Source organism: Microbispora sp. NPDC088329, from assembly GCF_040685655.1.
Classification (GTDB): Bacteria; Actinomycetota; Actinomycetes; order Streptosporangiales; family Streptosporangiaceae; genus Microbispora.
Map to the genome: position 1 here is coordinate 546,464 of NZ_JBFBIP010000001.1, position 22,273 is coordinate 568,736.

Annotated in this window: 19 protein-coding genes and 1 tRNA gene; 12 read left to right on the plus strand and 8 right to left on the minus strand. The window is 70.7% G+C overall.

Annotated features, from left to right (window positions below):
* Positions 1–121 precede the first annotated feature (121 nt).
* Positions 122–1,357, minus strand: coding sequence for an LCP family protein (locus AB0O28_RS02710; protein ID WP_363635512.1), 1,236 nt, complete (start codon positions 1,355–1,357; stop codon positions 122–124).
* Positions 1,358–1,613: 256 nt separating this feature from the next.
* Between AB0O28_RS02710 and AB0O28_RS02715 the strand changes: the two genes are divergently transcribed.
* The gene (locus AB0O28_RS02715; RefSeq protein WP_363635514.1) at positions 1,614–3,083 is read left to right on the plus strand and encodes a hemolysin family protein; all 1,470 of its coding nucleotides are present in this window, start codon (positions 1,614–1,616) and stop codon (positions 3,081–3,083) included.
* A gap of 100 nt (positions 3,084–3,183) precedes the next feature.
* A complete protein-coding gene (locus AB0O28_RS02720) occupies positions 3,184–4,188 on the plus strand; it encodes a hemolysin family protein (protein ID WP_363635516.1) in 1,005 nt (334 codons plus the stop codon).
* A gap of 525 nt (positions 4,189–4,713) precedes the next feature.
* On the opposite strand, the gene AB0O28_RS02725 is transcribed toward AB0O28_RS02720, so the two are convergent.
* Positions 4,714–4,796 (minus strand) — tRNA-Leu (locus AB0O28_RS02725).
* Positions 4,797–4,953: 157 nt separating this feature from the next.
* Between AB0O28_RS02725 and AB0O28_RS02730 the strand changes: the two genes are divergently transcribed.
* The 7 genes from AB0O28_RS02730 to pknB all read left to right on the plus strand — a co-directional run bounded on the left by AB0O28_RS02730 (position 4,954) and on the right by pknB (position 13,774).
* On the plus strand, positions 4,954–5,694 hold the full coding sequence (locus AB0O28_RS02730) for a DUF3662 and FHA domain-containing protein (RefSeq protein ID WP_363635518.1): 741 nt from the start codon (positions 4,954–4,956) through the stop codon (positions 5,692–5,694).
* 17 nt (positions 5,695–5,711) lie between these two features.
* Positions 5,712–6,176, plus strand: a complete 465-nt coding sequence (locus tag AB0O28_RS02735; RefSeq protein ID WP_079313436.1) for an FHA domain-containing protein — start codon at positions 5,712–5,714, stop codon at positions 6,174–6,176.
* Positions 6,173–7,447, plus strand: coding sequence for a Stp1/IreP family PP2C-type Ser/Thr phosphatase (locus AB0O28_RS02740; RefSeq protein WP_363635519.1), 1,275 nt, complete (start codon positions 6,173–6,175; stop codon positions 7,445–7,447). The genes AB0O28_RS02735 and AB0O28_RS02740 overlap by 4 nt, the downstream gene beginning before the upstream one ends.
* A gap of 26 nt (positions 7,448–7,473) precedes the next feature.
* Positions 7,474–8,817 carry an FtsW/RodA/SpoVE family cell cycle protein gene (locus tag AB0O28_RS02745; RefSeq protein WP_363636161.1) on the plus strand — a complete coding sequence of 448 codons (1,344 nt, stop codon included), beginning with the start codon at positions 7,474–7,476 and terminating at the stop codon, positions 8,815–8,817.
* Positions 8,814–10,271: a penicillin-binding transpeptidase domain-containing protein gene (locus AB0O28_RS02750; RefSeq protein ID WP_363635521.1), complete on the plus strand. Its 1,458-nt coding sequence runs from the start codon at positions 8,814–8,816 to the stop codon at positions 10,269–10,271. The genes AB0O28_RS02745 and AB0O28_RS02750 overlap by 4 nt, the downstream gene beginning before the upstream one ends.
* A 7-nt stretch (positions 10,272–10,278) precedes the next feature.
* Positions 10,279–11,781: a serine/threonine-protein kinase gene (locus AB0O28_RS02755; RefSeq protein WP_363635523.1), complete on the plus strand. Its 1,503-nt coding sequence runs from the start codon at positions 10,279–10,281 to the stop codon at positions 11,779–11,781.
* 67 nt (positions 11,782–11,848) lie between these two features.
* Positions 11,849–13,774 (plus strand): Stk1 family PASTA domain-containing Ser/Thr kinase, encoded by a 1,926-nt coding sequence (pknB, locus tag AB0O28_RS02760; RefSeq protein WP_363635525.1) that lies wholly within the window; start codon positions 11,849–11,851, stop codon positions 13,772–13,774.
* Between the two features lie 173 nt (positions 13,775–13,947).
* Here the strand turns inward: pknB and AB0O28_RS02765 are convergent, their stop codons facing one another.
* Positions 13,948–14,526: a gamma-glutamyl-gamma-aminobutyrate hydrolase family protein gene (locus AB0O28_RS02765; RefSeq protein ID WP_363635527.1), complete on the minus strand. Its 579-nt coding sequence runs from the start codon at positions 14,524–14,526 to the stop codon at positions 13,948–13,950.
* 195 nt (positions 14,527–14,721) lie between these two features.
* Between AB0O28_RS02765 and AB0O28_RS02770 the strand changes: the two genes are divergently transcribed.
* The gene (locus tag AB0O28_RS02770) at positions 14,722–14,967 is read left to right on the plus strand and encodes a cell division protein CrgA (RefSeq protein ID WP_363635529.1); all 246 of its coding nucleotides are present in this window, start codon (positions 14,722–14,724) and stop codon (positions 14,965–14,967) included.
* A gap of 135 nt (positions 14,968–15,102) precedes the next feature.
* Here the strand turns inward: AB0O28_RS02770 and AB0O28_RS02775 are convergent, their stop codons facing one another.
* Together AB0O28_RS02775 and AB0O28_RS02780 are read right to left on the minus strand one after the other, a co-directional pair.
* Positions 15,103–15,309: a tautomerase family protein gene (locus tag AB0O28_RS02775; protein WP_363635531.1), complete on the minus strand. Its 207-nt coding sequence runs from the start codon at positions 15,307–15,309 to the stop codon at positions 15,103–15,105.
* Between the two features lie 84 nt (positions 15,310–15,393).
* On the minus strand, positions 15,394–16,128 hold the full coding sequence (locus AB0O28_RS02780) for an SDR family oxidoreductase (protein ID WP_363635533.1): 735 nt from the start codon (positions 16,126–16,128) through the stop codon (positions 15,394–15,396).
* Between the two features lie 112 nt (positions 16,129–16,240).
* On the opposite strand from AB0O28_RS02780, the gene AB0O28_RS02785 reads away from it, so the two are divergent.
* Positions 16,241–16,954: a TetR/AcrR family transcriptional regulator gene (locus AB0O28_RS02785; RefSeq protein WP_363635535.1), complete on the plus strand. Its 714-nt coding sequence runs from the start codon at positions 16,241–16,243 to the stop codon at positions 16,952–16,954.
* On the opposite strand, the gene AB0O28_RS02790 is transcribed toward AB0O28_RS02785, so the two are convergent.
* Both AB0O28_RS02790 and AB0O28_RS02795 read right to left on the minus strand, forming a co-directional pair.
* Positions 16,947–17,810: a rhomboid family intramembrane serine protease gene (locus AB0O28_RS02790; protein WP_363635537.1), complete on the minus strand. Its 864-nt coding sequence runs from the start codon at positions 17,808–17,810 to the stop codon at positions 16,947–16,949. The genes AB0O28_RS02785 and AB0O28_RS02790 overlap by 8 nt on opposite strands.
* 119 nt (positions 17,811–17,929) lie before the next feature.
* Positions 17,930–18,463 carry a peptidylprolyl isomerase gene (locus tag AB0O28_RS02795; RefSeq protein WP_363635539.1) on the minus strand — a complete coding sequence of 178 codons (534 nt, stop codon included), beginning with the start codon at positions 18,461–18,463 and terminating at the stop codon, positions 17,930–17,932.
* Positions 18,464–18,701: 238 nt separating this feature from the next.
* On the opposite strand from AB0O28_RS02795, the gene AB0O28_RS02800 reads away from it, so the two are divergent.
* Positions 18,702–19,103 (plus strand): hypothetical protein, encoded by a 402-nt coding sequence (locus AB0O28_RS02800; protein ID WP_363635541.1) that lies wholly within the window; start codon positions 18,702–18,704, stop codon positions 19,101–19,103.
* 452 nt (positions 19,104–19,555) lie between these two features.
* On the opposite strand, the gene AB0O28_RS02805 is transcribed toward AB0O28_RS02800, so the two are convergent.
* Entirely contained in the window at positions 19,556–21,826 is a 2,271-nt protein-coding gene (locus AB0O28_RS02805) for an ATP-binding domain-containing protein (protein ID WP_363635543.1), read from the minus strand.
* Positions 21,827–22,273: the final 447 nt, after the last annotated feature.

Below are 22,273 nucleotides of genomic sequence, written 5' to 3' on the forward strand. Positions count from 1 at the left end.
CCCACCCCTGCCGCCCGTGCCGCGCGCGGAGCGCCCCGGACGAGCGGCCGTGTGAGCGGCCGGGACGGGTCGCATGGCCCGCACGGACCACCCGGAGGCTCCGGGAACGACCCCGCCGGGGCTACTTGGTGATGACGTCCTTGGGGACCTGCTTGTCGGCGGCGAGCGCCTCGAACAGGCGCAGCGCCTTCTGGGTGTCCCACTTGACCACCGCCTGCCCGCCGATCGTCGGCAGCGAGCCGATCGGCACGGCGGTGGCGATGGGGCCCTCACGCATGGCCAGGCCGACCGACAGCAGGTCGAACAGGCCGGAGCCGGGGTCGACGGACACCGAGTCGGCCGCGCTCAGCGCCAGCGGGACCGAGGTGAACGGGTTGATCAGCGTGCCGGGGCTCGCGGCCTTCTGCACGACGGCGGAGAAGAACTGGCGCTGCCGCTGGGTGCGCTCGAAGTCCGGGATGGCGCCGGTGGCCCGGGTCCGCACGTAGCCGAGCGCGGTGCCGCCGTCCATGTCCTGGCAGCCCTTCTTCAGGTCGATGCCGGCCTTCGGGTCCTTGATGTCCTGCTTCACGCAGATGTTGACCCCGCCGATCGCGTCCACGATGCCGACGAAACCGCCGAAGCCGATCTCCATGTAGTGGTCGATCCTGATGCCGGTCACCTGCTCGACCGTCTTGGCCAGCAGCTTCGGGCCGCCGAAGGCGTACGCCGCGTTCAGCTTGCCGCTGCCGTGCCCCTCGATCGGGACGTACGAGTCGCGGGGCAGGCTTACCAGGGTCGGCCGGCCGCTCTCGGGGATGTGCAGCAGCATCATCGTGTCGGTGCGCTTGCCGACCGCCTTTCCCGTGGCCAGCTTCCTGCGCTGCGCCGCCGTCAGGCCCGCCCGGCTGTCGGAGCCGACCAGCAGCCAGTCCGCGCCCGGTGTCTCGGCGGGCCGCCCGTTGTAGTCGGTCAGCGACTCGACCGGCCGGAGCCGGGAGCCGATCCAGAAATATCCGGCCACGGCGGCGATGAGCAGGAGCACGACCAGCACCACGACGCCCCGCAGGATGATCCTGCCGGTCCGCCGCGGTCCGCGGCCGCCGCCGCGGCCCCGCGGCCCGCCACCGCCCCCGCGCGGGGCGCTCTGCGGCTCCCCCGCCTCCTGTCCGCTCCCGCCGAGCGGGCGGACCGGGGTGTTGCCGGAACGTGGCTTTCCGTACACCTTCGAGCGAATGCGGGGGACCGTGTCCTCCCTGCCCGACCCCGCCGGAGCCGCCTGCCCGGGCTGTGCCGGGGGCCGGGCCGCCGGACGTTGCGCTGCCGGGGGCTGGGCCGTACGCCGGTACGCGCGGGTCGCCTCGTCCTCGTCGGCCACGTGAATCCCCAGCCCCTCAGCGTCCTTACGCGTGCTTTGAACGCAGCGGCCGAAGTGTTTGCCGATGCGCCCCCTTCTTCACGGTACCCAGACGCCTTCTAAGCAGTCGGTAAAGCCTGCCGGGAAACACAGGAGAGATTCCAGCCGTTACGGTGGTATACCACCACGCGAAAGGATCGTTCGTGTCCGTTTCGGACCCCTGGAGTACCTGCCCGTGCACAGGCACGGGATCTCATGATCGCACGGCGGGCGCCCGATGAGCGCCGCCCTCGGCCTTGTGGCCGTCCTCCTCCTGACCCTGGCCACCGGATTCTTCGTGGCGCAGGAGTTCGCCTTCGTGGCGGCCGACCGCGGCGTCCTGCGCGAGCAGGCCGCGGCCGGCGACGGGGCCGCACGCCGGGCCCTCGACATCACCGGACGCCTGTCGTTCATGCTCTCCGGCGCGCAACTCGGGATCACGATCACCACCCTGCTGGTGGGCTTCATCGCCGAACCCGCGGTCGCCGGCGTGCTGCGCGGCCCCCTCGAGGCCGCCGGGCTCCCCGGCTCGGCCGTCCCCGGTGTCTCCGTGGCCCTCGGCGTCGCCATCGCCACGATCGTGCAGATGATCCTCGGCGAGCTGGCCCCCAAGAACCTCGGCATCGCACGGCCCGACGACGTCGCGAAGTTCCTCTCCCGCCCGACGCACGTCTATCTCGTGGTCGCCGGGCCGCTCATCCGCCTGTTCGACGCCGCGGCGACCCGGCTCGTGCGCCTGTTCGGCATCGAGCCCGTGGAGGAGCTCGAACACGGCGCCACCCCGGAGGAGCTGTCGCGCATCGTGACGGAGTCGGCCGCGGCGGGCGAGCTGCCGCCCCGGCTCGCCGACATGCTGGAGCGGGCGCTGGAGTTCGGTGACCGCACCGCCGAGGACGTCATGGTCCCCCGCCCGCGTGTGGTCTCGCTGCGCGCCGAGTGGCCCGTCGCCGAGTTCCTCGACGCCCTGCGTACGCACGGGCACTCCCGCTACCCGGTCCTGGGCACCGACGCCGACGACGTCGTCGGAGTGGCCGGGCTGCCCGAGTATCTGAAAGCCGGCTCTCCCTCCGACGGGCTCGTCGGCGGCATCACCCGCGCACCGCTGCTCGTCCCCGCGACGCTGCCGCTGCCCGAGCTGCTGCGGCGGATGACCTCCGCCGGTGAGACGTTCACCTGTGTGATCGACGAGTACGGCGGGCTGGCCGGCGTGGTGACGCTGGAGGACCTGGCCGAGGAGCTCGTCGGCGAGCTGGTGGACGAGAACGACCCCGAGCCGCTCGGCGTCGTACGGCGTGGCGACGACGTCTGGGACGTGCCCGGCACCCTGCGCCTCGACGAGGTCGAGCGCGCGACCCGCGTCCGGCTGCCCGAGAGCGAGGACTACGAGACCGTGGCAGGTCTCGTCCTCGCGCTCCTCGGCCGGATGGCCGAGCCCGGCGACCGGGTCGTCTCCCCCCTCGTGCCCGAGCCCCACCTCTTCGACGAGGAGGAGGACGCCGAGCGGGCGGTGCTCACGGTCCTGAGTGTGCGCCGCCGCGTCCCCGAGTGGGTGCGGGTGTCGACGGAGACGTCCGCGGTGGAATCGGCGCAGGCGCCGGAGGAGGAACGGCCGGAGCGGGAGAAGGCCCGCACGGCCGCCCGCGCCCCGGGCGGCGCCGACTACGCCACCGAGCTGTTCTCCGCGCTGTTCCAGGGCAGGCCCGCATGAGCGAGCGGAGCGAGCGAATCATTGAACACAGCGTTCGGCGAGGTACCGCCTTGCGCGCCTCCGGCACGACCGGACTCCGAGCCGAAGGCGAGGAGGTGGCATGAGTTCTCTCACCGGCGTTCTGCTCGGCATCGTGCTGCTGGCCGCCAACGGGTTCTTCGTGGCGGCCGAGTTCGCCTTCGTCTCGGCCCGCAGGCACCGGCTGGAGGAGGTCGCGGGCAGCGGTGGCCGGTTCGCCAAGATCACGGCCCGCGCCGCGGTCAGGGGCGGGCGCGAGCTGTCGCTCATGCTCGCCGGGGCGCAGCTCGGGATCACCCTGGCCTCCCTGGGCCTCGGCATGGTCGCAGAGCCCTCCATCGAGCACCTGATGGAGCCGGTGCTGACGCTGCTGCCGGAGTCGCTGCGCACCCCCGTGGCGTACGTCGTGGCGCTCGCCCTGGTGACGTTCCTGCACATGGTCGTGGGCGAGATGGCGCCCAAGTCGCTGGCGCTCACACACCCCGAGCGCGCGGCGATGGGACTGGCGTTGCCGTTCCGCGGCTTCGCCTGGGTCGTCCGCCCGATTCTGGCCGTGCTGAACGCGCTGACCAACGGCGTCCTTCGGCTGGCGGGCGTACGACCCCGTGACGAGCTGGCCACCACCCGCACGCCCCGCCAGCTCGCCATGCTGGTGGCCGAGTCGGGCCGGATGGGCATGCTCGACCGTGACGAGCACGACCTGCTCACCCGCGCGCTGCGGGTCCACTCCCAGCCGGTCGAGCGGCTGATGGTGCCTGTCGGCGAGGCGTCCTCGGTGCCCGCGAACGCCGACGACCTGCTCGTACGCCGGACGGCGGCCCGCGGAGGCGGCCTGCGCATGCTGGTCGTCACCCCCGACGAGGTGGTCGGCGTGCTGCATGTGCGGGACGCGGTTCTCCAGCCGGGACGCCGGGCCGGCGAGCTGGCGACCCCGGTGCCCCGCATGGCGAAGGACACCACGGTCTCCGACGCCGTGACCCTGCTGCAGGAGGCCCGTGCCCAGCTCGGGCTCGTCACGGACGCCGGGGGCACGCCCGTGGGTGTGATCGATCTCACTACTCTGGTCGGCGAGCTGCTCGTCGCCTGAGCGGAACAGCCGCGGCGTGCCCGCCCGAGGAGCGGGCACGCCGGGCCCTGTTCGGGAGGCCCCTGCCCGTCCCCGCTCCTGCGACTTCACGACAGATCTCTCATCGTGAGACATGTGCTCTTAAAGAGCGGGACAAAAGGTAAAGGTCGCCGCCTGCAAGCGCGGGGAAAGTGGTTTGAAAGTCGGCCTCCTGAGAATGTGCAGTGCGCGACAGGCCCGGTCCGGTCCGACGGGGCCCCTGACGCGACACCACACACGGGCCCGTGCCGTACGGGCCGGAGGGAGGCCCGGAGGTGCACGACGGCGACATCGTCACGACGCCCGCCGGGCGAGGCTTGTCCTCCGGGCAGGGGTTCCAGAGAGTCGTCCCCCTGGGCGGCACAAAGAAAAAACCCCGCCGGGCTGTTGCCAAGCGAGGCGTGTCCTCCGGCCGGGGGTTCCAGGGGGTCGTCCCCCTGGGCGGCACAAAGAGAAAGCCCCGCTGGAAGGAAGCTGTGCTTCCGACCACGCGAGGCTGCTTTCTCGTGGGCAAGGGGGGAGTTGAACCCCCACGTCCTTTCGGACACACGGACCTGAACCGTGCGCGTCTGCCATTCCGCCACTTGCCCTTGCGGTTGGCCCCCATCTCTGGGTGCCTGGAAAGGTTAGCACGTATCCGCCCGTGCTTACGAACCCGGATACGATCCTTCTCAACGACGATGCGAAGGAGCTCAGTGCAGCACCGGAGCGGTCGCGACCGTAGTGGCAATGGAAGGGAGGTATCCGGTGGGAGTCCTTCAGCGCTTCGAGCGCAGGCTCGAAGGGTTGGTTGAAGGGGCCTTCGCGCGGGCGTTCAAGTCCGATCTCCAGCCGGTCGAGGTTGCCAGCGCCGTGCAGAGGGAGATGGACGAGCGGGCCGCGATCGTCGCTCAGGGTCGCACGCTCGTGCCGAACGACTTCGTGGTGGAGCTGTCGACGACCGACAGCGAGCGGCTGGAGGTGTACGCCGACAGCATCAGCCACGAGCTCGCCACTCTCGCGCGGGAGTACGCCAAGGAGCAGGGCTACTCGTTCGTCGGGCCGGTACGGGTGCGTTTCGAGACCGCGGACGATCTCGCGGTGGGACTCTTCCGCATCCGGTCGGGTGTGATCCGCGGCGCCACGGTGGAGCAGGACGAGATCCGTCAGCCGCCGAGCGACGTGCCGGCAGCCCGGACCAGCGCGTTCCAGGGCCGTCCCCGGCTGCTCGTCTCCACCCAGGACGACCCCCAGGGCCAGCGCTCGTACGAGCTGACCACACCGGTCACACTGCTGGGCCGCGGAACCGATTGTGATCTTCGGCTGGTGGATCCCGGCGTATCACGGCATCATGCCGAGCTAAGAGTGGAAGGGCCGCAGGTCGTGCTCGTGGACCTGGGGTCGACCAACGGCACCTTCGTCAACGGCCAGCCGATCCGCAGGATCGAGATGCAGGACGGGACGAGAGTGACGCTCGGCCGTACGACACTGGTGTTCAGGCGCGATTAGAGGTAGACAGACGGTCCATGTCCGAGCTAACGCTGCTGCTGATCCGGCTCGCCTTCCTGGCGGTGCTGTGGTTCTTCGTGATCGCCGCGGTCGGCGTCATCCGGACAGACCTGTTCGGTCCGCGTACGGCCCCCGCGCCCGCACGCAAGCCGGTCAAGCAACCCCGACCGGTTTCCAAGCCCAAGAAGGGCGAACCCCGCCAGCTGATCGTCACCGGTGGTCCCCTGCAAGGGACCATCATCAACCTCACGGAGACGCCAATCACCATCGGCCGGGCGAACGACGCCACGCTGGTTCTCAGCGACGACTACGCTTCGAGCCGGCACGCCCGGCTCTTCCCTCAGGACGGCCAGTGGATCGTGGAGGATCTCGGCTCCACGAACGGCACGTACCTCGAACGCTCGAAAGTGACCCGCCCGACCCCGGTGCCCCTCGGAGTTCCGATCCGCATCGGCAAGACCGTCATCGAATTGCGCAAATGACCATCGCACTCCGCTACGCCGCTCGCTCGGACGTCGGGCTCCTCCGTGAAGGCAACGAGGACTCGGCGTACGCCAGCGGCCGCCTGCTTGCCGTCGCCGACGGCATGGGCGGGCATGCCCACGGCGAGGTGGCCAGTTCGGTCGCCATCGCCGCACTGTCGTCCCTCGACCGGGACGCCTCCGGCGGTGACCTGCTCAGCGCCATCGAGGCGGCGGTCCGGGACGCCAACCACCAGTTGCACGCGATGGTGGCCCGGGACCCCAGCCTTAAGGGCATGGGCACCACCCTCACCGCGATGCTCTGGAGCGGCTCACGCTTCGCGCTGGTCCACGTGGGCGACTCCCGCGCGTACCTGCTCAGGAACGGCGAGCTGTACCAGATCACGCACGACCACACCCTGGTGCAGTCCCTGGTGGACGACGGACGGATCACCCAGGAGGAGGCCGCCAACCACCCCCAGCGCTCGATCCTGCTGCGCGCGCTGGACGGAAGCGGCGAGGTCGACCCCGACCTGCAGGACCGGGAGGCCCAGGTGGGCGACCGTTACCTGCTGTGCTCGGACGGCCTTTCCACGGTGGTCAGCGCCGAGACCCTGCACCACACCCTGACCACGCTCGACGATCCCGAGGACGTCGTCCGGCAGCTCATCGACCTGGCCAACCGGGGCGGCGGGCCGGACAACATCACCTGCGTGGTCGCCGACGTGATCGAGGTGGACGACCTGCAGCCGCCGCCGGGGATGGCGGCGGTCGTGGGCGCGGCCGGCTCCGGGCGGGTCCGCTCGGCGCCGCCCGACACCCCCGCGGGCAGGGCCGCCACGGTCACCGCGCCCCAACCGGTGATCACCGACGACGACCTGGACGACGAACCCGTGCGCGAGGCCCAGTCCTCCGCACGGCGTTCGCGCAAGGGCCGATCGGGGCCGAAGGTCGCCGTCGGGGTGCTGGTCGCCGCCGCCGCGCTCGGGGCCGGCGGCTATTTCGGCTACCAGTGGACCCAGAGCCAGTTCTACATAGGCGTTCAGGGGGACGAGCTCGTCGTCTTCCAGGGCGTCGACGCGGAGGTGGGCCCGGTGTCCTTCAAGAAGGTCGCCTACACCGATCACCTCCGCGTCTCGTCGCTGCCGGCCGTACAGCAGGACCAGGTCCGCAGCGGCATCCCGGTCGACGACCTGCAGGCCGGGATCAGCAGAATGAAAAGTTTCGGCGCCTCGGAGGCTCCCACCCACGACACCGAGGCGACGCCGACCCCCACGAGGTCCGCTAAGTGACTGCTGTCGAAGCCACGCCCGTACCGATGACCGCGAAGAGGCGGGGCGCCCAGCTGGGCATGCTCGCCTTCGCCGTGCTGATCGTGATGGGCGCGTACGCCGGCGTCGGGCTCGGGATCAACGGCAAGGTCCCGTCCGGCATGCTCGGCTACGGCCTCGGCCTCGGCGGTCTGATGCTCGCGGCCTATCTGGTGCTGGCCAAGTGGGCACCGTGGGCCGATCCCCTTCTGCTTCCCCTCGTGACGCTGGTCAACGGCATCGGCCTGGTGATGATCTACCGGATCGAGCAGACGGGTCAGGTAGGCGCCTCAGCCACCAACCAGCTCATGTGGACGGCGCTCGGTGTGGTGATGTTCTCCGCGACCCTGATCGTGTTGAAGGACCACCGTGCCTTGCAGCGCTTCACCTACACCGCCGGTTTCGTCGGAGTCGTGCTGCTCATCCTGCCCGTGCTGCCCGTCGTCGGTACGGAGCACTACGGCGCCAGGATCTGGATGAACCTCGGCCCGTTCTCCCTGCAGCCGGGTGAGTTCGCCAAGCTGGCCCTGGTCGTCTTCTTCGCCGGCTACCTGGTGGCCAAGCGCGACGTGCTGGCCCTGGCCGGTCGCAGGCTGCTGTTCATCGACCTGCCCCGCGCCCGCGACCTCGGCCCGGTCCTGATCACCTGGGGCGTCAGCATCGCCGTCCTCATCGCCGAGAAGGACCTCGGCACCTCGCTGCTGCTGTTCGGCGCGTTCATCGCGATGCTGTACATCGCCACCCAGCGCACCTCCTGGGTGCTCATCGGGCTCCTGCTCTTCGTCGGGGGCGCCGTCCTCGCAGGCCAGGTCTTCAGCCACGTTCAGGCCCGCTTCGACGGCTGGCTGCACGCCGACTCGGCCGAGGTCTACGGAGCCGGCACCAGCTACCAGCTCATGCAGGGGCTGTTCTCGATCGGCTCCGGCGGCATCCTCGGCACCGGCCTCGGCCAGGGCTACCCGAGGGAGATCCCCTTCTCCTTCTCCGACTTCATCTTCGACGCCATCGGCGAGGAGCTGGGCCTGACCGGCCTGATGGCCATCCTCATGGTGTACGCCCTGATCGTCGAGCGTGGGCTGCGCACGTCGCTGGCGGCCCGCGACCCGTTCTCCAAGCTGCTGGCGGGCGGCCTGTCGTTCCTCCTCGCCTGGCAGGTGTTCATCATCGTCGGCGGCGTGACCCGGTTGATCCCGCTGACCGGTCTCGTGACGCCGTTCATGTCCGCGGGAGGCTCGGCCCTGCTGGCCAACTGGATGCTCATCGCCCTGCTCGTACGGATGTCCGACGCGGCCCGCCGGCCACCGCCACAGGCGATCCAGGACGAGGGGATGACGCAGGTGATGCAGCGATGAACGGCACGATCAAGCGCATCTCCGTGGCCTGCCTGCTCATGTTCGGCCTGCTCATGGCCAACGTGACCTACCTGGGCGCGGTGAAGGCCGACGACCTGCGCAACGACTCGCGCAACGTCCGGATGCTGTACGCCCGTTACAAGGTCGACCGCGGCTGGATCACCGCCGACAACGGCAAGACCACGCTGGCCAAGACCATCGACACCGGAGACAAGACGTACCGGTTCGAGCGGGAGTACCCGCTCGGCAAGCCGTTCACGCACGTGGTCGGGTGGTTCGCGCCGGAGAGCGCCTCGGGCATCGAGGCCGCGATGAACCGCTACCTCGACGGCAGCCACCCCGACCTGGTGGTGCGCCGGGCCATCGACATGGTCAGCGGCAAGCCCGCCAAGGGAGCGAGCGTCGACCTCACGCTGAACACCAAGGCTCAGGAGGTCGCGTACAAGGATCTGGCGAACACCGGCAAGCGGGGCGCGGTCGTCGCGCTCGAGCCGAAGACCGGCAAGATCCTGACGATGGTCTCGGTGCCGTCCTACGACCCGAACCCGCTGGCCAAGGCCAACAAGGACAAGGTCAACAAGGCGTACAACAAGCTGAACAAGGACGAGAACAAGCCGCTGCTCAGCCGGGCCATCGACCTGACGTTCGCCCCGGGGTCCACGTTCAAGACGGTCACCTCGGCGGCCTACCTCAGCGACGACACCTCCCGCGACGAGAACACGCAGGTCGACGCGCCCGACTCGCTGCCGCTGCCGGGCACGAGCATCTCGCTGCCCAACTACCACGGCGAGTCGTGTGGCGGCCGGGCGACGCTGGTGCAGGCGCTCACGATCTCCTGCAACACGCCGTTCGCCATCATGGGCATGGACGTCGGCTACGACAAGCTCAAGGAGCAGGCGGAGAAGTTCGGGGTCGGCCAGCCGCTGGAGATCCCCCTCGGCGTCGCGGCCAGCAACATCGGCCCTGACGAGGGCAAGGCGGCCCTCGCCAAGACCGCGATCGGCCAGCAGAGCAACCAGATGACCCCGCTGCAGATGGCGATGGTCGCGGCCGGCATCGCCAACCAGGGCACGGTCATGAAGCCGTACCTGGTCAACAAGATCATGGGTCCGGACGGCGCGGAGATCGACGGGACCGACCCCGACGAGCTGGACGAGGCCGTCAGCCCCGAGGTGGCCGGCGAGCTGACCAAGATGATGATCGGCGTGATCGAGCACGGCACCGGCGGCGCGGCCAAGCTCCCCGGCATCACCGTGGCGGGCAAGACGGGCACGGCGGAGACCCTGCCGGGCAAGCCGTCGCACGCGTGGTTCATCTCCTTCGCCCCGGTGGAGGACCCGAAGGTCGCCGTGGCGGTCTTCGTGGAGTCCGGCAGCGCCGGCAACGACGCCACCGGCGGCGCGGTGGCCGCGCCCATCGCGCACGACGTCATGCAGGCGGTGCTCGGACAGTGATGGACTCATGACCGACACGGTGCTCGGCGGGCGGTATCGGCTGACCTCTCCCATCGCCGCGGGTGGGATGGGCGAGGTCTGGCGGGCCGACGACGAACTGCTCGGCCGGGAGGTGGCGATCAAGCTGCTCGGGCGCCATGTCGCGGGCGACGCCACCTTCCGCGACCGGTTCCGCTCCGAGGCCAGGATCACCGCCGCCCTGACCGACCCCGGCATCGCCCAGGTCTTCGACTACGGCGAGAACGACGGCCTGGCCTACCTCGTGATGGAACTGGTGAGGGGTGAGCCGCTGTCGGCCATCCTCGCCCGCAACGGCACGCTCGGGCCGGACGTCACGCTCGACGTCGTCCAGCAGACCGCCAAGGGCCTGCACGCGGCGCACCGGGCCGGGGTGATCCACCGCGACGTCAAGCCCGGCAACCTGCTCGTCACCGAGACCGGGCAGGTGAAAATCACCGACTTCGGCATCGCCCGCGCGCGGGAGGCCGCGCCGCTGACCGCGACCGGCACCATCCTCGGCACCGCCCAGTACGTGAGCCCCGAGCAGGCGTCCGGCACCACCCTCACCCCGGCGAGCGACATCTACTCGCTCGGGGTGGTGGCCTACGAGTGCCTCGCGGGCCGGCCGCCGTTCACGGCGGAGACCCCGGTGGCGCTCGCGCTGCGGCACCTCAACGACACACCCCCGCCGCTGCCCGGCAACGTGCCCGCGCCGGTGGTGGCACTGGTGATGTCCATGCTGGCCAAGGACCCGGCCGCACGGCCGGAGACCGGGCCGGTGCTCCTCGACAGGGTGCGGGTGTTGCGGGAGACCCTCGCGGGCACGGCCGCCTCGACCGCGGTGCTCGGCTCGCTGACCGATCCCCAGGGCTTCCCCGCGACCGGCGGGGCGGGCCGCGCCGCCACCGCCGCCGCGCCCGGCCTGACGGCGCCTCAAGGTCAGCCGGCAGGGCAGCCGACGGGCCGGGGAACTCGTCCCGGCGCCACCGCGCCACTGGGCCCGGTCCCGCCCTCCCCGCGCAGGGCACCCGCGGGCGTCCCCGACGACCGTACGCGGCGCCCCGGCGGTCCTGAGGGGCCCGCCGGGGGGCGTCGCCGCCGTCCCGCGATCCTGCTCCTCGCGACGGCGGGCTGCGCCGCCGCGGTCGGCATCGGGGTCCTGGCCTTCACCGCCGCCCGGAACGGGGAAGCGCCGCCGGACCCGGGTGAGACGGCCGCGCCCGTCTCACCGTCCCCCTCTTCGCCGTCGCCATCGCCGTCGCCGGCGCGTACGCACAGGTCAGAGGTTCCACGGACGCATCAGCCGACCGCTCCGGCGGCGTCGGACGAGCCGAGCGCCGTTCCGTCGGCTACCGTAAGCAGGTCGGCATCAACCACCCAGACGCCCACACCGGCTTCGTCCCCGACCTCGACCCCGACTCCGACGTCCACCCCGGCCACGGAAACCAGTGAGACTCCGCCCCCTACGGACGCCCCACCCGACACGAACCCTCCGGATGAGGGGGAGTGATGGAAAGAGGGGTCGATGATGGAGACCGGTGGCACCCCACGATGAACGGCAAGGGACAGTGCAGGAAATGACTCAGCCACGACTTCTCGGCGGACGCTACGAGCTGGATGGCGTCGTGGGGCGTGGCGGCATGGCCGAGGTGTATCGCGCCCGGGACATCCGGCTGGACCGTATCGTCGCCATCAAGACGCTCCGCTCCGACCTCGCCAGGGACCACACGTTCCAGGCGCGCTTCCGGCGTGAGGCGCAGTCCGCCGCCTCGCTCAACCACCCGTCGATCATCGCCGTGTACGACACCGGCGAGGACATGATGGACGGCACGCCCGTGCCGTACATCGTGATGGAGTACGTCGACGGGCGGACGCTGCGCGACCTGCTGCGCGCCGACCGGCGGCTGCTGCCCGAACGGGCCACGGAGCTGGTGGACGGCATCCTGCGGGCGCTGGACTACAGCCACCGGGGCGGCATCGTGCACCGGGACATCAAGCCGGCCAACATCATGTTGACGGTCAACGGCGAGGTCAAGGTCATGGACTTCGGCATCGCCCGGGCCATGGCCGACTCCGCCGCCACGATGACCCAGACCGCCCAGGTGATCGGCACCGCGCAGTACCTGTCCCCCGAGCAGGCCCGCGGTGAGCGCGTGGACGCCCGCAGCGACATCTACTCGACCGGCTGCGTGTTGTACGAGCTGCTCACCGGCCAGCCGCCCTTCACCGGCGACTCCCCTGTGGCGATCGCCTACCAGCACGTGCGGGAGGACCCGATCCCGCCGTCGCGGATCGACCCGGAGATCCCGCAGTGGGCCGACGCCATCGTGCTCAAGGCGATGGCCAAGGACCCGCTCCACCGCTATCAGAGCGCCGCCGAGATGCGCGCCGACATCCAGCGGGTCATGTCCGGCATGCCGGTCGACCCGCAGACCATGGCGATGGCCACCCAGCAGTACAACGGGTACGGCGGGGCCGACCGCACGCGGACGATGACCACGGCCGGCGGCGCCCCCATGACGCAGAACACCCGCGCCATCCCCGACTACGAGTACGCCCAGGAGGAGCGCGGCGGCGGCCGGTACGACGGCAGGCGGCGCAGCGGCGGCGGCAACACCGCGGTGAAGACCGCCCTGTGGATCCTCATCCCGCTGCTGGTGATCGGTGCCATGATCGGCGTCGGGTACGCCTTCCTCGGGGGCGGCGGCTCCTCCGCGGCCGACAAGGTCGAGGTGCCGCGAGTGAGCAACCAGACGAAGGCGGCGGCCCAGAAGGCGCTCGAGAGCCAGGGGTTCAAGGTCGCCTTCGGGCCGGAGGAGTTCAACGGCGACGTGCCCAAGGGCGCTGTCGTGAGCACCGACCCCCCGGGGGGCGAGCAGGCCGACCGGGGATCCACGGTCACCGTCATCGTCTCCAAGGGCGAGGAGAAGGTGACGATTCCCGACACCCTGATCGGGAAGTCGCCGGAAGAGGCCCGGGCCGAGTTGGAAGCGCTCGGTCTCAAGGTCAGCATCGTGCCGAAGGCCTCCAGCAAGCCGCAGGGCCAGGTGTTCGGCACCAAGCCCGAGCAGGGTGAGAAGGTCGAGAAGGGCGCCCTGGTCACGCTGTACGTGCCGAAGGAGATGACCGAGGTCCCCGGCGTGATCGGCCAGACGCTGGAGGACGCGACCCAGACGTTGAAGGGCGCCGGCTTCAGGGTCAAGTCGCAGGAGCGGCCGAGCGACACGGTGCCGCAGGGCAGCGTGATCGACCAGTCGCCGCCGGAGGGCACCAAGCTCAACCCCGGCACCACCATCACGCTGACCATCTCAAGCGGCCCGCCCCAGGAGCAGACGCCGACCCAGCCGCCCACCGGCGACACGCCCACGGAGGGCACCGGAGACGGCGGTGACGGCACCGGAAACAGCGGTGACGGCTCCGGAGACGGCACCGGAGGCGACGACGGCGGCAGCGTCCAGGTCGGACCCCCGGGAGAGGGCGGGGACAACCCGTTCGGCAACTGACGACACGAGCGGACGGCGGTCACCGCGCTGCGGTGGCCGCCGTCGGCGTTTCCGGCTGCCGGATCGCGGTCATACAGGTCGCGGTCAGGACGCGGACATGAGGAAGGGCTTCCGCCACTCGGGGGCAATGGCGGAAGCCCTCACTCTTGTAGTCGTAACGAGAGCGGAAAGCGTTACACGATCTGCGCGAGCCAATTTCCGAGCAGCCGATGGCCGTGCTCGGACACGATCGACTCGGGATGGAACTGCACGCCCTCGACGGGGGCCTCGCGGTGGCGCAGGCCCATGATGACGCCGTCGGCGGTGGTGGCCGTCACCTCCAACGCGTCCGGCACGGTGCCGGGGACCACGGCGAGCGAGTGGTAGCGCGTCATCGTGACCGGTGAGGGCAACTCCAGGAACACGCCCCGCCCGTCATGGGAGATCAGGCTGGTGCGGCCGTGCATGAGCTCGGGCGCCCGGTCCACCACGGCCCCGTACGCCACGGCGATGGCCTGATGACCGAGGCAGACCCCGAGGAGCGGCAGGCCGCGCTCGGCGCAGTGCCGTACGAGGGGAACCGACACTCCGGCCGCCTCCGGCGTGCCGGGCCCCGGCGACACGAGCACGGCGTCGAAGCCGTCGGCGTCGCCCACCGTGACGCGGTCGCGCGGCCGTACGTCGCATTCCGCGCCGAGACCGCGCAGATACTGCACGATCGTGTGGACGAAGCTGTCGTGATTGTCGACCACGAGCACCCGGATCGGGCTCATGCGTGTCTCCCGCCTCACCGGGACGGCTGCGTGTGCGGAGCGGAAATCGGACTTTCAGCGTACGTCAATTCCGCATGGGGGATCGCCCGGCGGGGGCCGCGCCGACTATCCTGGCTCGGGACTTCACCGCCACAGCGATTACGCTATTGAGACCAGCCCGCACGACCGCGCGGGTACCCACCAGGAGACGCTCCCGTGCCCAAGTCGAAGACCCGCAAGAAGCCCGTTTACACGCCGCCGCAGAAGGCGCAGACGGTGAAGGTCAGCCCCCGTTGGCTCGCCCCCGTCATGGTGGCCTGCTGGATCATCGGTATCGCCTGGATCGCGATCTACTACATCGCGCCGAGCGTTCCCGGTATCTCCACCCTGGCGAACTGGAACCTGCTGATCGGTTTCGGGCTCATCATCGTCGGCGTCGTCCTGTCGACGAAGTGGCGCTAGACGTCTCAAATTCTTTCCACAGTTTTTATCCACAGCCTGTGGGCAACAGGTGACCGACGGGTGCGTGCCGCCCGATCCCCGCATGGCGCATGCGGGCCGGGCGGCTGACCCGTCCGGGCCCCGACCTGGAGAAACTCAGCTCCGGCCGAGCATCTCCGCGGTGAGGACCTGGCCGCCGAGGCCCCAGCCGCCGTCGGGAACCTCCTCGACGAGGACCAGGGTGGTCGCCCGGGCGCGCTCGCCGTACACGGCCGCGTACGCGTCGGTGACGGCGTCGATGAGCTTCTTCTTTGACTCGGGGGTCAGGGTGTCGGCGGGCACCTTGAGGTTGGCGAACGGCATGGTCGTTCCTTTCGGGGTGTTTCGGGTGTTGCGTTACCGGAATGTGGCTGCGTTACCGGAATGTGGCTGCGGAGTGCGGCGGGGTCAGACGATGCCGCCGTTGGCGCGCACGACCTGCCCGTTGACCCAGTGCCCCGCGGGGCTCGCCAGGAAGGCGACGACCTCCGCGATGTCCTCGGGAGTGCCGAGGCGTTCGAGCGGAGGCTGCTTGGCCATGCGCTCGATGGTGGCCTCGTCCTTGCCGTCGAGGAACAGTTCGGTGGCGGTCGGGCCGGGCGCCACCGCGTTGACCGTGATCTGCCGCCCCCGCAGTTCTCGGGCGAGCACGAGAGTCATCGCCTCGACCGCGCCCTTGCTGGCGACGTACGCCCCGTAGTTGGGCAGCTGCAGGCCCACGACGGACGTGGACATCGTGATGATCGTTCCTCCGTCGCGCACGCGGCGCGCGGCCTCCCGCGCCATGACGAAGGTGCCGCGGACGTTGGTGCGGTGCAGAGCGTCGAGGTCGGCGAGGTCGAGGTCCGCGATCGGGGACAGCGACAGCCGCCCCGCCGAGTTGACGACCACGTCGACCCCGCCGAACTCCTTGTCCGCCGCGTCGAACATCGCCGCGACCGCGTTCTCGTCCGCGACGTCGGCCTGGGCCGCGATCGCCCGGCCGCCGGCCGACGTGACCGCGCCGACCACCTCTGCCGCGGCGGTGGCGGAGCCCTGATATCCCACGACGACGGCGAAGCCGCGTGCGGCGAGCGTCGTCGCGATCGCCCGGCCGATCCCACGGGAGGCGCCGCTGACGACGGCCACGCGCTGATCACTCATTGGGAAAACCCCCTTCCCTAGCGCCGATATGGCTCATCCATATCGATGTTACGCAGGAAACGTTAGCACGGTCTCCGTATCGGCGCTAGCCAGAGTCCGTATCATTGGTTACATGGCAGGTGCGGACACCCTACGAGCGGCGATGATCGAGGCCGCCGAGAAGCAACTGGCGTCGTCGTCCGACAACGACATCGCCACCCGGGCGGTCTGTGAGGCGGTGGGCGTCACCCAGCCCGTGCTCTACCGGCTGTTCGGCGACAAGCGGGGGCTCCTCGACGCCGTCGCCGACCACGGGTACGAGCGCTACGCCGCGCTCAAGGCCGCGCAGGAGCAGACCGCCGACCCGGTCACCGACCTCCGGGCCGGCTGGGACGGCCACATGGCGTTCGCACGGGAGAACCGGGCCCTCTACCAGCTCATGTTCGCCCCTCGGCCGTGGTCGCGGTCCACGGCTCGCGAGCGGGTGTTCGAGCTGTTGGAGGCCACGCTCGTACGATGCGCGGCGATCGGCGCGCTGAGGGTCGAGCCGCGGATCGCCGCCCGGCTCATCCTGGCCGCGAGCGTCGGAACCGCCCTCGACCACATCGCCAGTCCGGAGCTCTTCGACGACCCCGCGATGTCCCACCGCATGCGCGACGCGGTGTTCGCGCACGTGCTCACCGAGGCGACCGCGCGGCAGGACGCCGATCCCCTGCGCGAGGCCGCGCTGCGCCTGCGCGCGCAGCTCGACCTCGCCGGCACCGAGGCCCTGGAGCCGGTCGAGACCGCCCTGCTCCGGCGGTGGCTCGACCGCATCACGCAGCCCGGCGCGGGGAACGTCAGGTGAAGGCGCCCTCCAGCGGGCTGTGCGGCGGGAGCATGGTGATGAGCAGGACCAGCGCCACCAGCACGGCGACGGCGACGCCGGCCTGTACGAGGGTCCGGTTGCGCGGCGGGGCGTAGGCGAAGCCGGCGGCGACGATCACGCCGGTCACGAGCCCGCCGAGGTGGCCCTGCCAGCTGATGCCGGGCACGACGAACGTGAGCACCACGTTGATGCCGATCAGCCAAAGGACGCCGCGCGCGTCGTACCCGAGCCTGCGGGCGACGACGAACAACGCGCCGAACAGGCCGTAGATGGCGGTCGAGGCGCCAAGGGCCTCGGTGCCGAACAGATAGACGGCCACCGAGCCGCCCAGCGCCGACAGCAGGTAGAGCGTCGCGAACCGGCCCGAGCCGAGCCTGCGCTCCAGCTCGGGGCCGAGGGCGTAGAGCGCCCACATGTTGAACAGGATGTGCCAGAAGGACGGCGGCGGGGCGTGCAGGAAGGCACTGGTGATCAGCCGCCACCACTCGCCGTTGTGCACGCCGAAGGACCACATCTCGAACTGCCGGATGACCTCGTACGGCCGCAGGACCTCGGCCCCGTACGCGAGCACGTTGAGGACCAGCAGCGTCCAGGTGACGCGGGGCGTGGTCACGGCGGCGCCGCCGAACGTGGCGCGGGTCTGCCGCACCTCACGGTTGCCCTCACGGACGCACTCGGGGCACTGGTGACCGACCGCCGCATCCCGCATGCAGTCGGGGCAGATCGGGCGCTCACAACGCTGGCAGCGGACGTAGGTCTCGCGGTCGGGGTGCCGGTAGCAGGTGGGCACGGCTTGCGCCCCCGGCTGCGGGGGCGGCGGAGGCTGGGAGGTCATGGGGGTCCTTTCCTGGCGTGTCCCTGTGCGGGAGCGCATCCACGAGCCAGCCTATAAGCCGGAAACGCCCCGGCCGCGCTTTCGCTGCGGCCGGGGCGCCGGGATCGGACGACGCGGCGTCAGGACCGCTCGATGGTGACCTCTTCGAGGACCACGTCGTTCACCGGGCGGTCGTTGCGGCCGGTGGGGGTCTTGCCGATCGCGTCGACCACCTCGCTGCCCTCGATCACCTCACCGAAGATCGTGTGGCCCTGGTTGAGGTGCGGCTGCGGGCTCATGGTGATGAAGAACTGGGAGCCGTTGGTGCCCTTGCCGAACCGCTTGCCCGCGTTCGCCATGGCGAGCAGGTAGGGCCGGTTGAACTGGTTCTCCGGGTGGATCTCGTCGTCGAAGCTGTAGCCGGGCCCGCCGACGCCCTGGCCGAGCGGGTCGCCGCCCTGGATCATGAACCCGTTGATGACGCGGTGGAAGATCGTGCCGTCGTAGAGCTTGACGTTCGTCTGCTTCTCGCCGGTCTCCGGGTGGGTCCACTCCCGGGTGCCCTCGGCGAGTTCGACGAAGTTGCGCACGGTCTTCGGCGCCTTGTTGGGGAAAAGCTGAACGCGGATCGTGCCGTGGTTCGTACGCAGATTCGCGATGAGGTTGTCAGCCACGAGGGCCGCCCCCTTTGTCTGATCGTGTTTGTTGTCCGTGAACAGGGTAGCGAGCATGCCTTCAAGCACTGCTCGTGATTGAGCCGCGACCATCCGGGAAGGGGTCGTCTCGGGGCCCCGTCGATTGGGGAGGTTGATCGTGTCCCTGACAATGAACAGAAGGCGCCGCGCCGAGGTAGTCATCCCGCAAACGTGGCTGAGCAGGATGAGAGACCAGGCGAGGAAGGCAAGCGGCCGGATGAGCCCGGTGGCGGAGACCGCACGGGATCTCGCCACGCACCGGCTCGAGGACGCCAGAGTCTGGGCGGCGCCGAAGCTCGACCAGGCGGCTCAGTCGGTCGAGGAGCAGATCGCTCCGATCGTGAGCGCGTTCCTGGCCGAATTGGCCCGCCGGATCGATGTGAGCAGCGCCAGGAAGACCCGCCGGCGCTGGCCGGTCGTCGCGCTGCTGGGTGGAGTCGCCATCGGCGCCGTGGGCGTGGCGATGTACCGCAACAACGCCCAGCGGTGGACCGAGACCATGCGGGAGAGCATGCGGCACACCGGCTCCGACGCCAGCAAGTGGGTCGGCGACAAGGCCGGGGAAGTCGGCGAGAAGGCCGACAAGGCCGCCGACGAAATCTCGGGAAAAATGTCCTAGCCCGTCCCTCACAGCCACCCGGTGCGGCCGGCGTTCCCCCAACGCCGGCCGCACCGTGTTTCCCGCTTCGCCATCGGGACGCTCACTCCCGGTGGGGTCGTGCCGGAGGCGCGCCGGGGGCACGCCCTCGTCACGTGCTCGCTCGTTCCTCGCTGCGCGCGTTCCTCAGTCCAGACACCGGCGCGCCCCTCCGGCTCGCTCGGCGTTTCCCGCTTCGCTCATCGGGACGGAGCGAGGGAGCGGAGCGGAAGGGAGCGAGGACCGGAGCGAAGGCCCAGCGGAGCGGGCTTCGCGAGGACCGGAGGTTCCTTCCGGCGCAGTGACCGGCCCGCCAACGCAGTGACCGGCCCGCCAACGCAGTGACCGGCCCGCCAACGCGGTGACCGGCCCCTCGACGCGGTGACCGGCCCCTCGACGCGGTGACCGGCCGGGCTGACGACCGCGAAAATCCGTTAGCTGATCGGATTCTCCAAGCGGTGCAGGACGGCGGGGAGGCGGTCCTCGTAGACCACGGTGAGCCGCCGGGTCGCCCGGGTGATGGCGACATACAGGTCCTGGCCGCCCTGCGGCGACTGGCGCAGGATGCCTTCGGGATCCACGACCACCACCGCGTCGAACTCCAGGCCCTTCGAGCCTCGGACGGTCAGGACGGCCACCGGGCTGTCCAGCGGGTCGACGGCCTCGGGGAACAGCGCGGCGACCTCCGCGTGCCGGGCGTCCGGCGTGACGACGCCGACCCGTCCCTCTTCGATCTCGCGCAGTTCCGACTCCACCAGCAGCCGCAGGTCGGTGCCGTCGGCGGGCACGGCGCGGGGGCGGGCGCCGCCGAACCGGACCGACTCGGGCGGCTCCTCTCCGGGCGCCACTGCGCGCAGCACGTCGGCGGCGACCTCCATGATCTCGGCCGGCGTGCGGTAGTTGACCAGCAGGCGCTCCTCCCGCCAGCGTCCCTTCACGTACGGGTCGAGCATCTCGCCCCACGACCGCGCGCCCGCCGCCGAGCCGGTCTGGGCGATGTCGCCGACGACCGTCAGGGAGCGGGCCGGGACCCGCCGCATCACCGTCCGCCAGGCCATCGCCGACAGCTCCTGCGCCTCGTCCACGATCACGTGCCCGTACGCCCAGGTGCGGTCACGGCCGGCCCGGTCGGCCGTCGTCACGTACGGCCCGTCGTCGCGGTTGCGGCCGGCCAGCAGGGTCGCGTCGAGCACCGGATCGACGTCGGTGATGGTCAGGACCTCCCTCGCGTACAGTTCCTCCTCGCGCCGGTCCTCCTCCGCGCGGCGCCGCCTGGCCCCGGCGCCGTAGTCGTACTCGCCGAGCAGTTCGGCGGCCTCGTCCAGCAGGGGGACGTCGCCGACCGTCCACGGCGCCTCGCGAGGCCGGAGCAGGAGCATGCGCTCCTGCTCCGACAGGTGGGGCCTGGCCGCCGCGCGCAGCCGTTCCTCGTCCGACAGGAGCTCGCGGACGAGCCGCTCCGGGGTGATCTCCGTCCACAGGGCGTCGAGCGCGTCGCGCACCGCCCGGTGCTCCCACAGGGTCGTTGCGGCGTGCCTCAGGTCGCCGTCCTCCAGCGGCCGGTCGAGCCGTGCCGCCTCGTCCAGGGCCAGTGCCCGCAGCACCTGGTCCACGAACGTCCATCGGGCGATGTTGTGCTGACGCCGCAGGCCGCGGGCGCGGTCGCGGGCCCGCAGGCAGATGGCGTGGTCCACCCGCAGCGTCATCTCCTCGACCACGACCTCCACGCCGCCGCGCACCGACGTACGGATCGGGATCTTCACCTCCAGGTCCCCCTCTGGCACGCGCTCGCGGTCGCGCACCGCCTCCTCGATCACCTTGGCCATCCGCAGGTCGCCCTTGACGACGGCGACGGCCGGCTCGTCCTCGGCGGTGGCCCGCACCCCGGGGTGGAGCCCGCCCATGCTCGTCAGCACCACCTGCGTCTCGCCCAGCGCGGGCAGCACCTGGCTGATGTAGCGGGAGAAGGTGGCGTTGGGACCGACGACGAGCACGCCGCGCCGCTCCAGCGTGTCGCGGTGGGTGTAGAGCAGGTACGCCGCCCGGTGCAGGGCGGCGACGGTCTTGCCCGTGCCCGGCCCGCCCTGCACGACGAGCGCTCCCGCCAGGCCGGAGCGGATCACCCGGTCCTGCTCGCGCTGGATGGTGGCGACGACCTCGCCCATGCGTCCGGTGCGCCCCCGGCGCAGCGCCGCGAGCAGCGCGGCCTCGCCGACGAGCGTTCGGCGGTCTCCGTCGGCCATCCGGTCGAGGTCGAAGACCTCGTCGTCGATGCCCACGACATCGCGGTGCCGGGTGTGCAGGTGCCGGCGGCGTACGAGGGCGCCCGGGTCGCTGGGGGTGGCGACGTAGAAGGGGCGCGCGGCGGGGGCCCGCCAGTCGACGAGCACGGACGTGTGGTCGTCGTCGCGCAGCCCGACGCGGCCGATGTAAAGGGTCTCGCCGTCGGCATCGTCGATGCGGCCGAAGCACAGGCCGCGTTCGACCGCCGACAGTTGCGCGAGGCGGCGGGCGTGCTCGCCCGCCGCCACCTCCCGCTCCACGACGGCCTGCCGGGTTCCCGTGCCGCCGCGGGCGAGGACGTGCCGCATGCCGCGCTCGGCCCGTTCTCGGGCGATGTCGAGGCGGTCGTACAGCATGGAGACATAGGACTGCTCGATCCGCAGGGCCTCGGCGCGAGCGGAGTCGGATTGACGGTCACTCATCCCTGTGATAAACTCCTAGTGAGAGAGGTTTATTTTTCCACTGGCCTGGAAACTCTCACTATAACTCATCGCGCGCCTCGCATAGTGTCCGCGTTGTGCCGCAATCCACTCCGTTTCGGGGTGGATTTTTTCTTTTCCGGGGCTTCTGGGACGGATGTGAGTGATGTCGCGTCCGTCCTGGGTAGCCGACGTTCGGCGCAATCGACCAAGACGCATCGCCACGTTTCGTCCGAATTACGTCGCGACCTGGTCAACCGCCGCGCACCGCGGGACGTCTTTGCAAACAAGGAGGCCCGGATGGACGTCCTCGACAGCCTTGTGGACGACGAGCTCCGCCTGGAGCTCGTCCTCATCGAGGCATTGCACCATGAGGCGGAACGGCTGGCCGCCCCAGCCGTACGCTGAGATCGCCCCGCCCGCCGCCTCACCTCGGGGCGGCGGGCGGAC

Coding starts and splice junctions, on each gene's coding strand:
- AB0O28_RS02715 (WP_363635514.1), top strand. CDS start 1,614: ATGAGCGCCGCCCTCGGCCTTGTGGCCGTCCTCCTCCTGACCCTGGCC.
- AB0O28_RS02720 (WP_363635516.1), top strand. CDS start 3,184: ATGAGTTCTCTCACCGGCGTTCTGCTCGGCATCGTGCTGCTGGCCGCC.
- AB0O28_RS02735 (WP_079313436.1), top strand. CDS start 5,712: ATGTCCGAGCTAACGCTGCTGCTGATCCGGCTCGCCTTCCTGGCGGTG.
- AB0O28_RS02740 (WP_363635519.1), top strand. CDS start 6,173: ATGACCATCGCACTCCGCTACGCCGCTCGCTCGGACGTCGGGCTCCTC.
- AB0O28_RS02745 (WP_363636161.1), top strand. CDS start 7,474: ATGACCGCGAAGAGGCGGGGCGCCCAGCTGGGCATGCTCGCCTTCGCC.
- AB0O28_RS02750 (WP_363635521.1), top strand. CDS start 8,814: ATGAACGGCACGATCAAGCGCATCTCCGTGGCCTGCCTGCTCATGTTC.
- AB0O28_RS02755 (WP_363635523.1), top strand. CDS start 10,279: ATGACCGACACGGTGCTCGGCGGGCGGTATCGGCTGACCTCTCCCATC.
- pknB (WP_363635525.1), top strand. CDS start 11,849: ATGACTCAGCCACGACTTCTCGGCGGACGCTACGAGCTGGATGGCGTC.
- AB0O28_RS02765 (WP_363635527.1), bottom strand. CDS start 14,526: ATGAGCCCGATCCGGGTGCTCGTGGTCGACAATCACGACAGCTTCGTC.
- AB0O28_RS02775 (WP_363635531.1), bottom strand. CDS start 15,309: ATGCCGTTCGCCAACCTCAAGGTGCCCGCCGACACCCTGACCCCCGAG.
- AB0O28_RS02780 (WP_363635533.1), bottom strand. CDS start 16,128: ATGAGTGATCAGCGCGTGGCCGTCGTCAGCGGCGCCTCCCGTGGGATC.
- AB0O28_RS02785 (WP_363635535.1), top strand. CDS start 16,241: ATGGCAGGTGCGGACACCCTACGAGCGGCGATGATCGAGGCCGCCGAG.
- AB0O28_RS02790 (WP_363635537.1), bottom strand. CDS start 17,810: ATGACCTCCCAGCCTCCGCCGCCCCCGCAGCCGGGGGCGCAAGCCGTG.
- AB0O28_RS02800 (WP_363635541.1), top strand. CDS start 18,702: ATGAGCCCGGTGGCGGAGACCGCACGGGATCTCGCCACGCACCGGCTC.
- AB0O28_RS02805 (WP_363635543.1), bottom strand. CDS start 21,826: ATGAGTGACCGTCAATCCGACTCCGCTCGCGCCGAGGCCCTGCGGATC.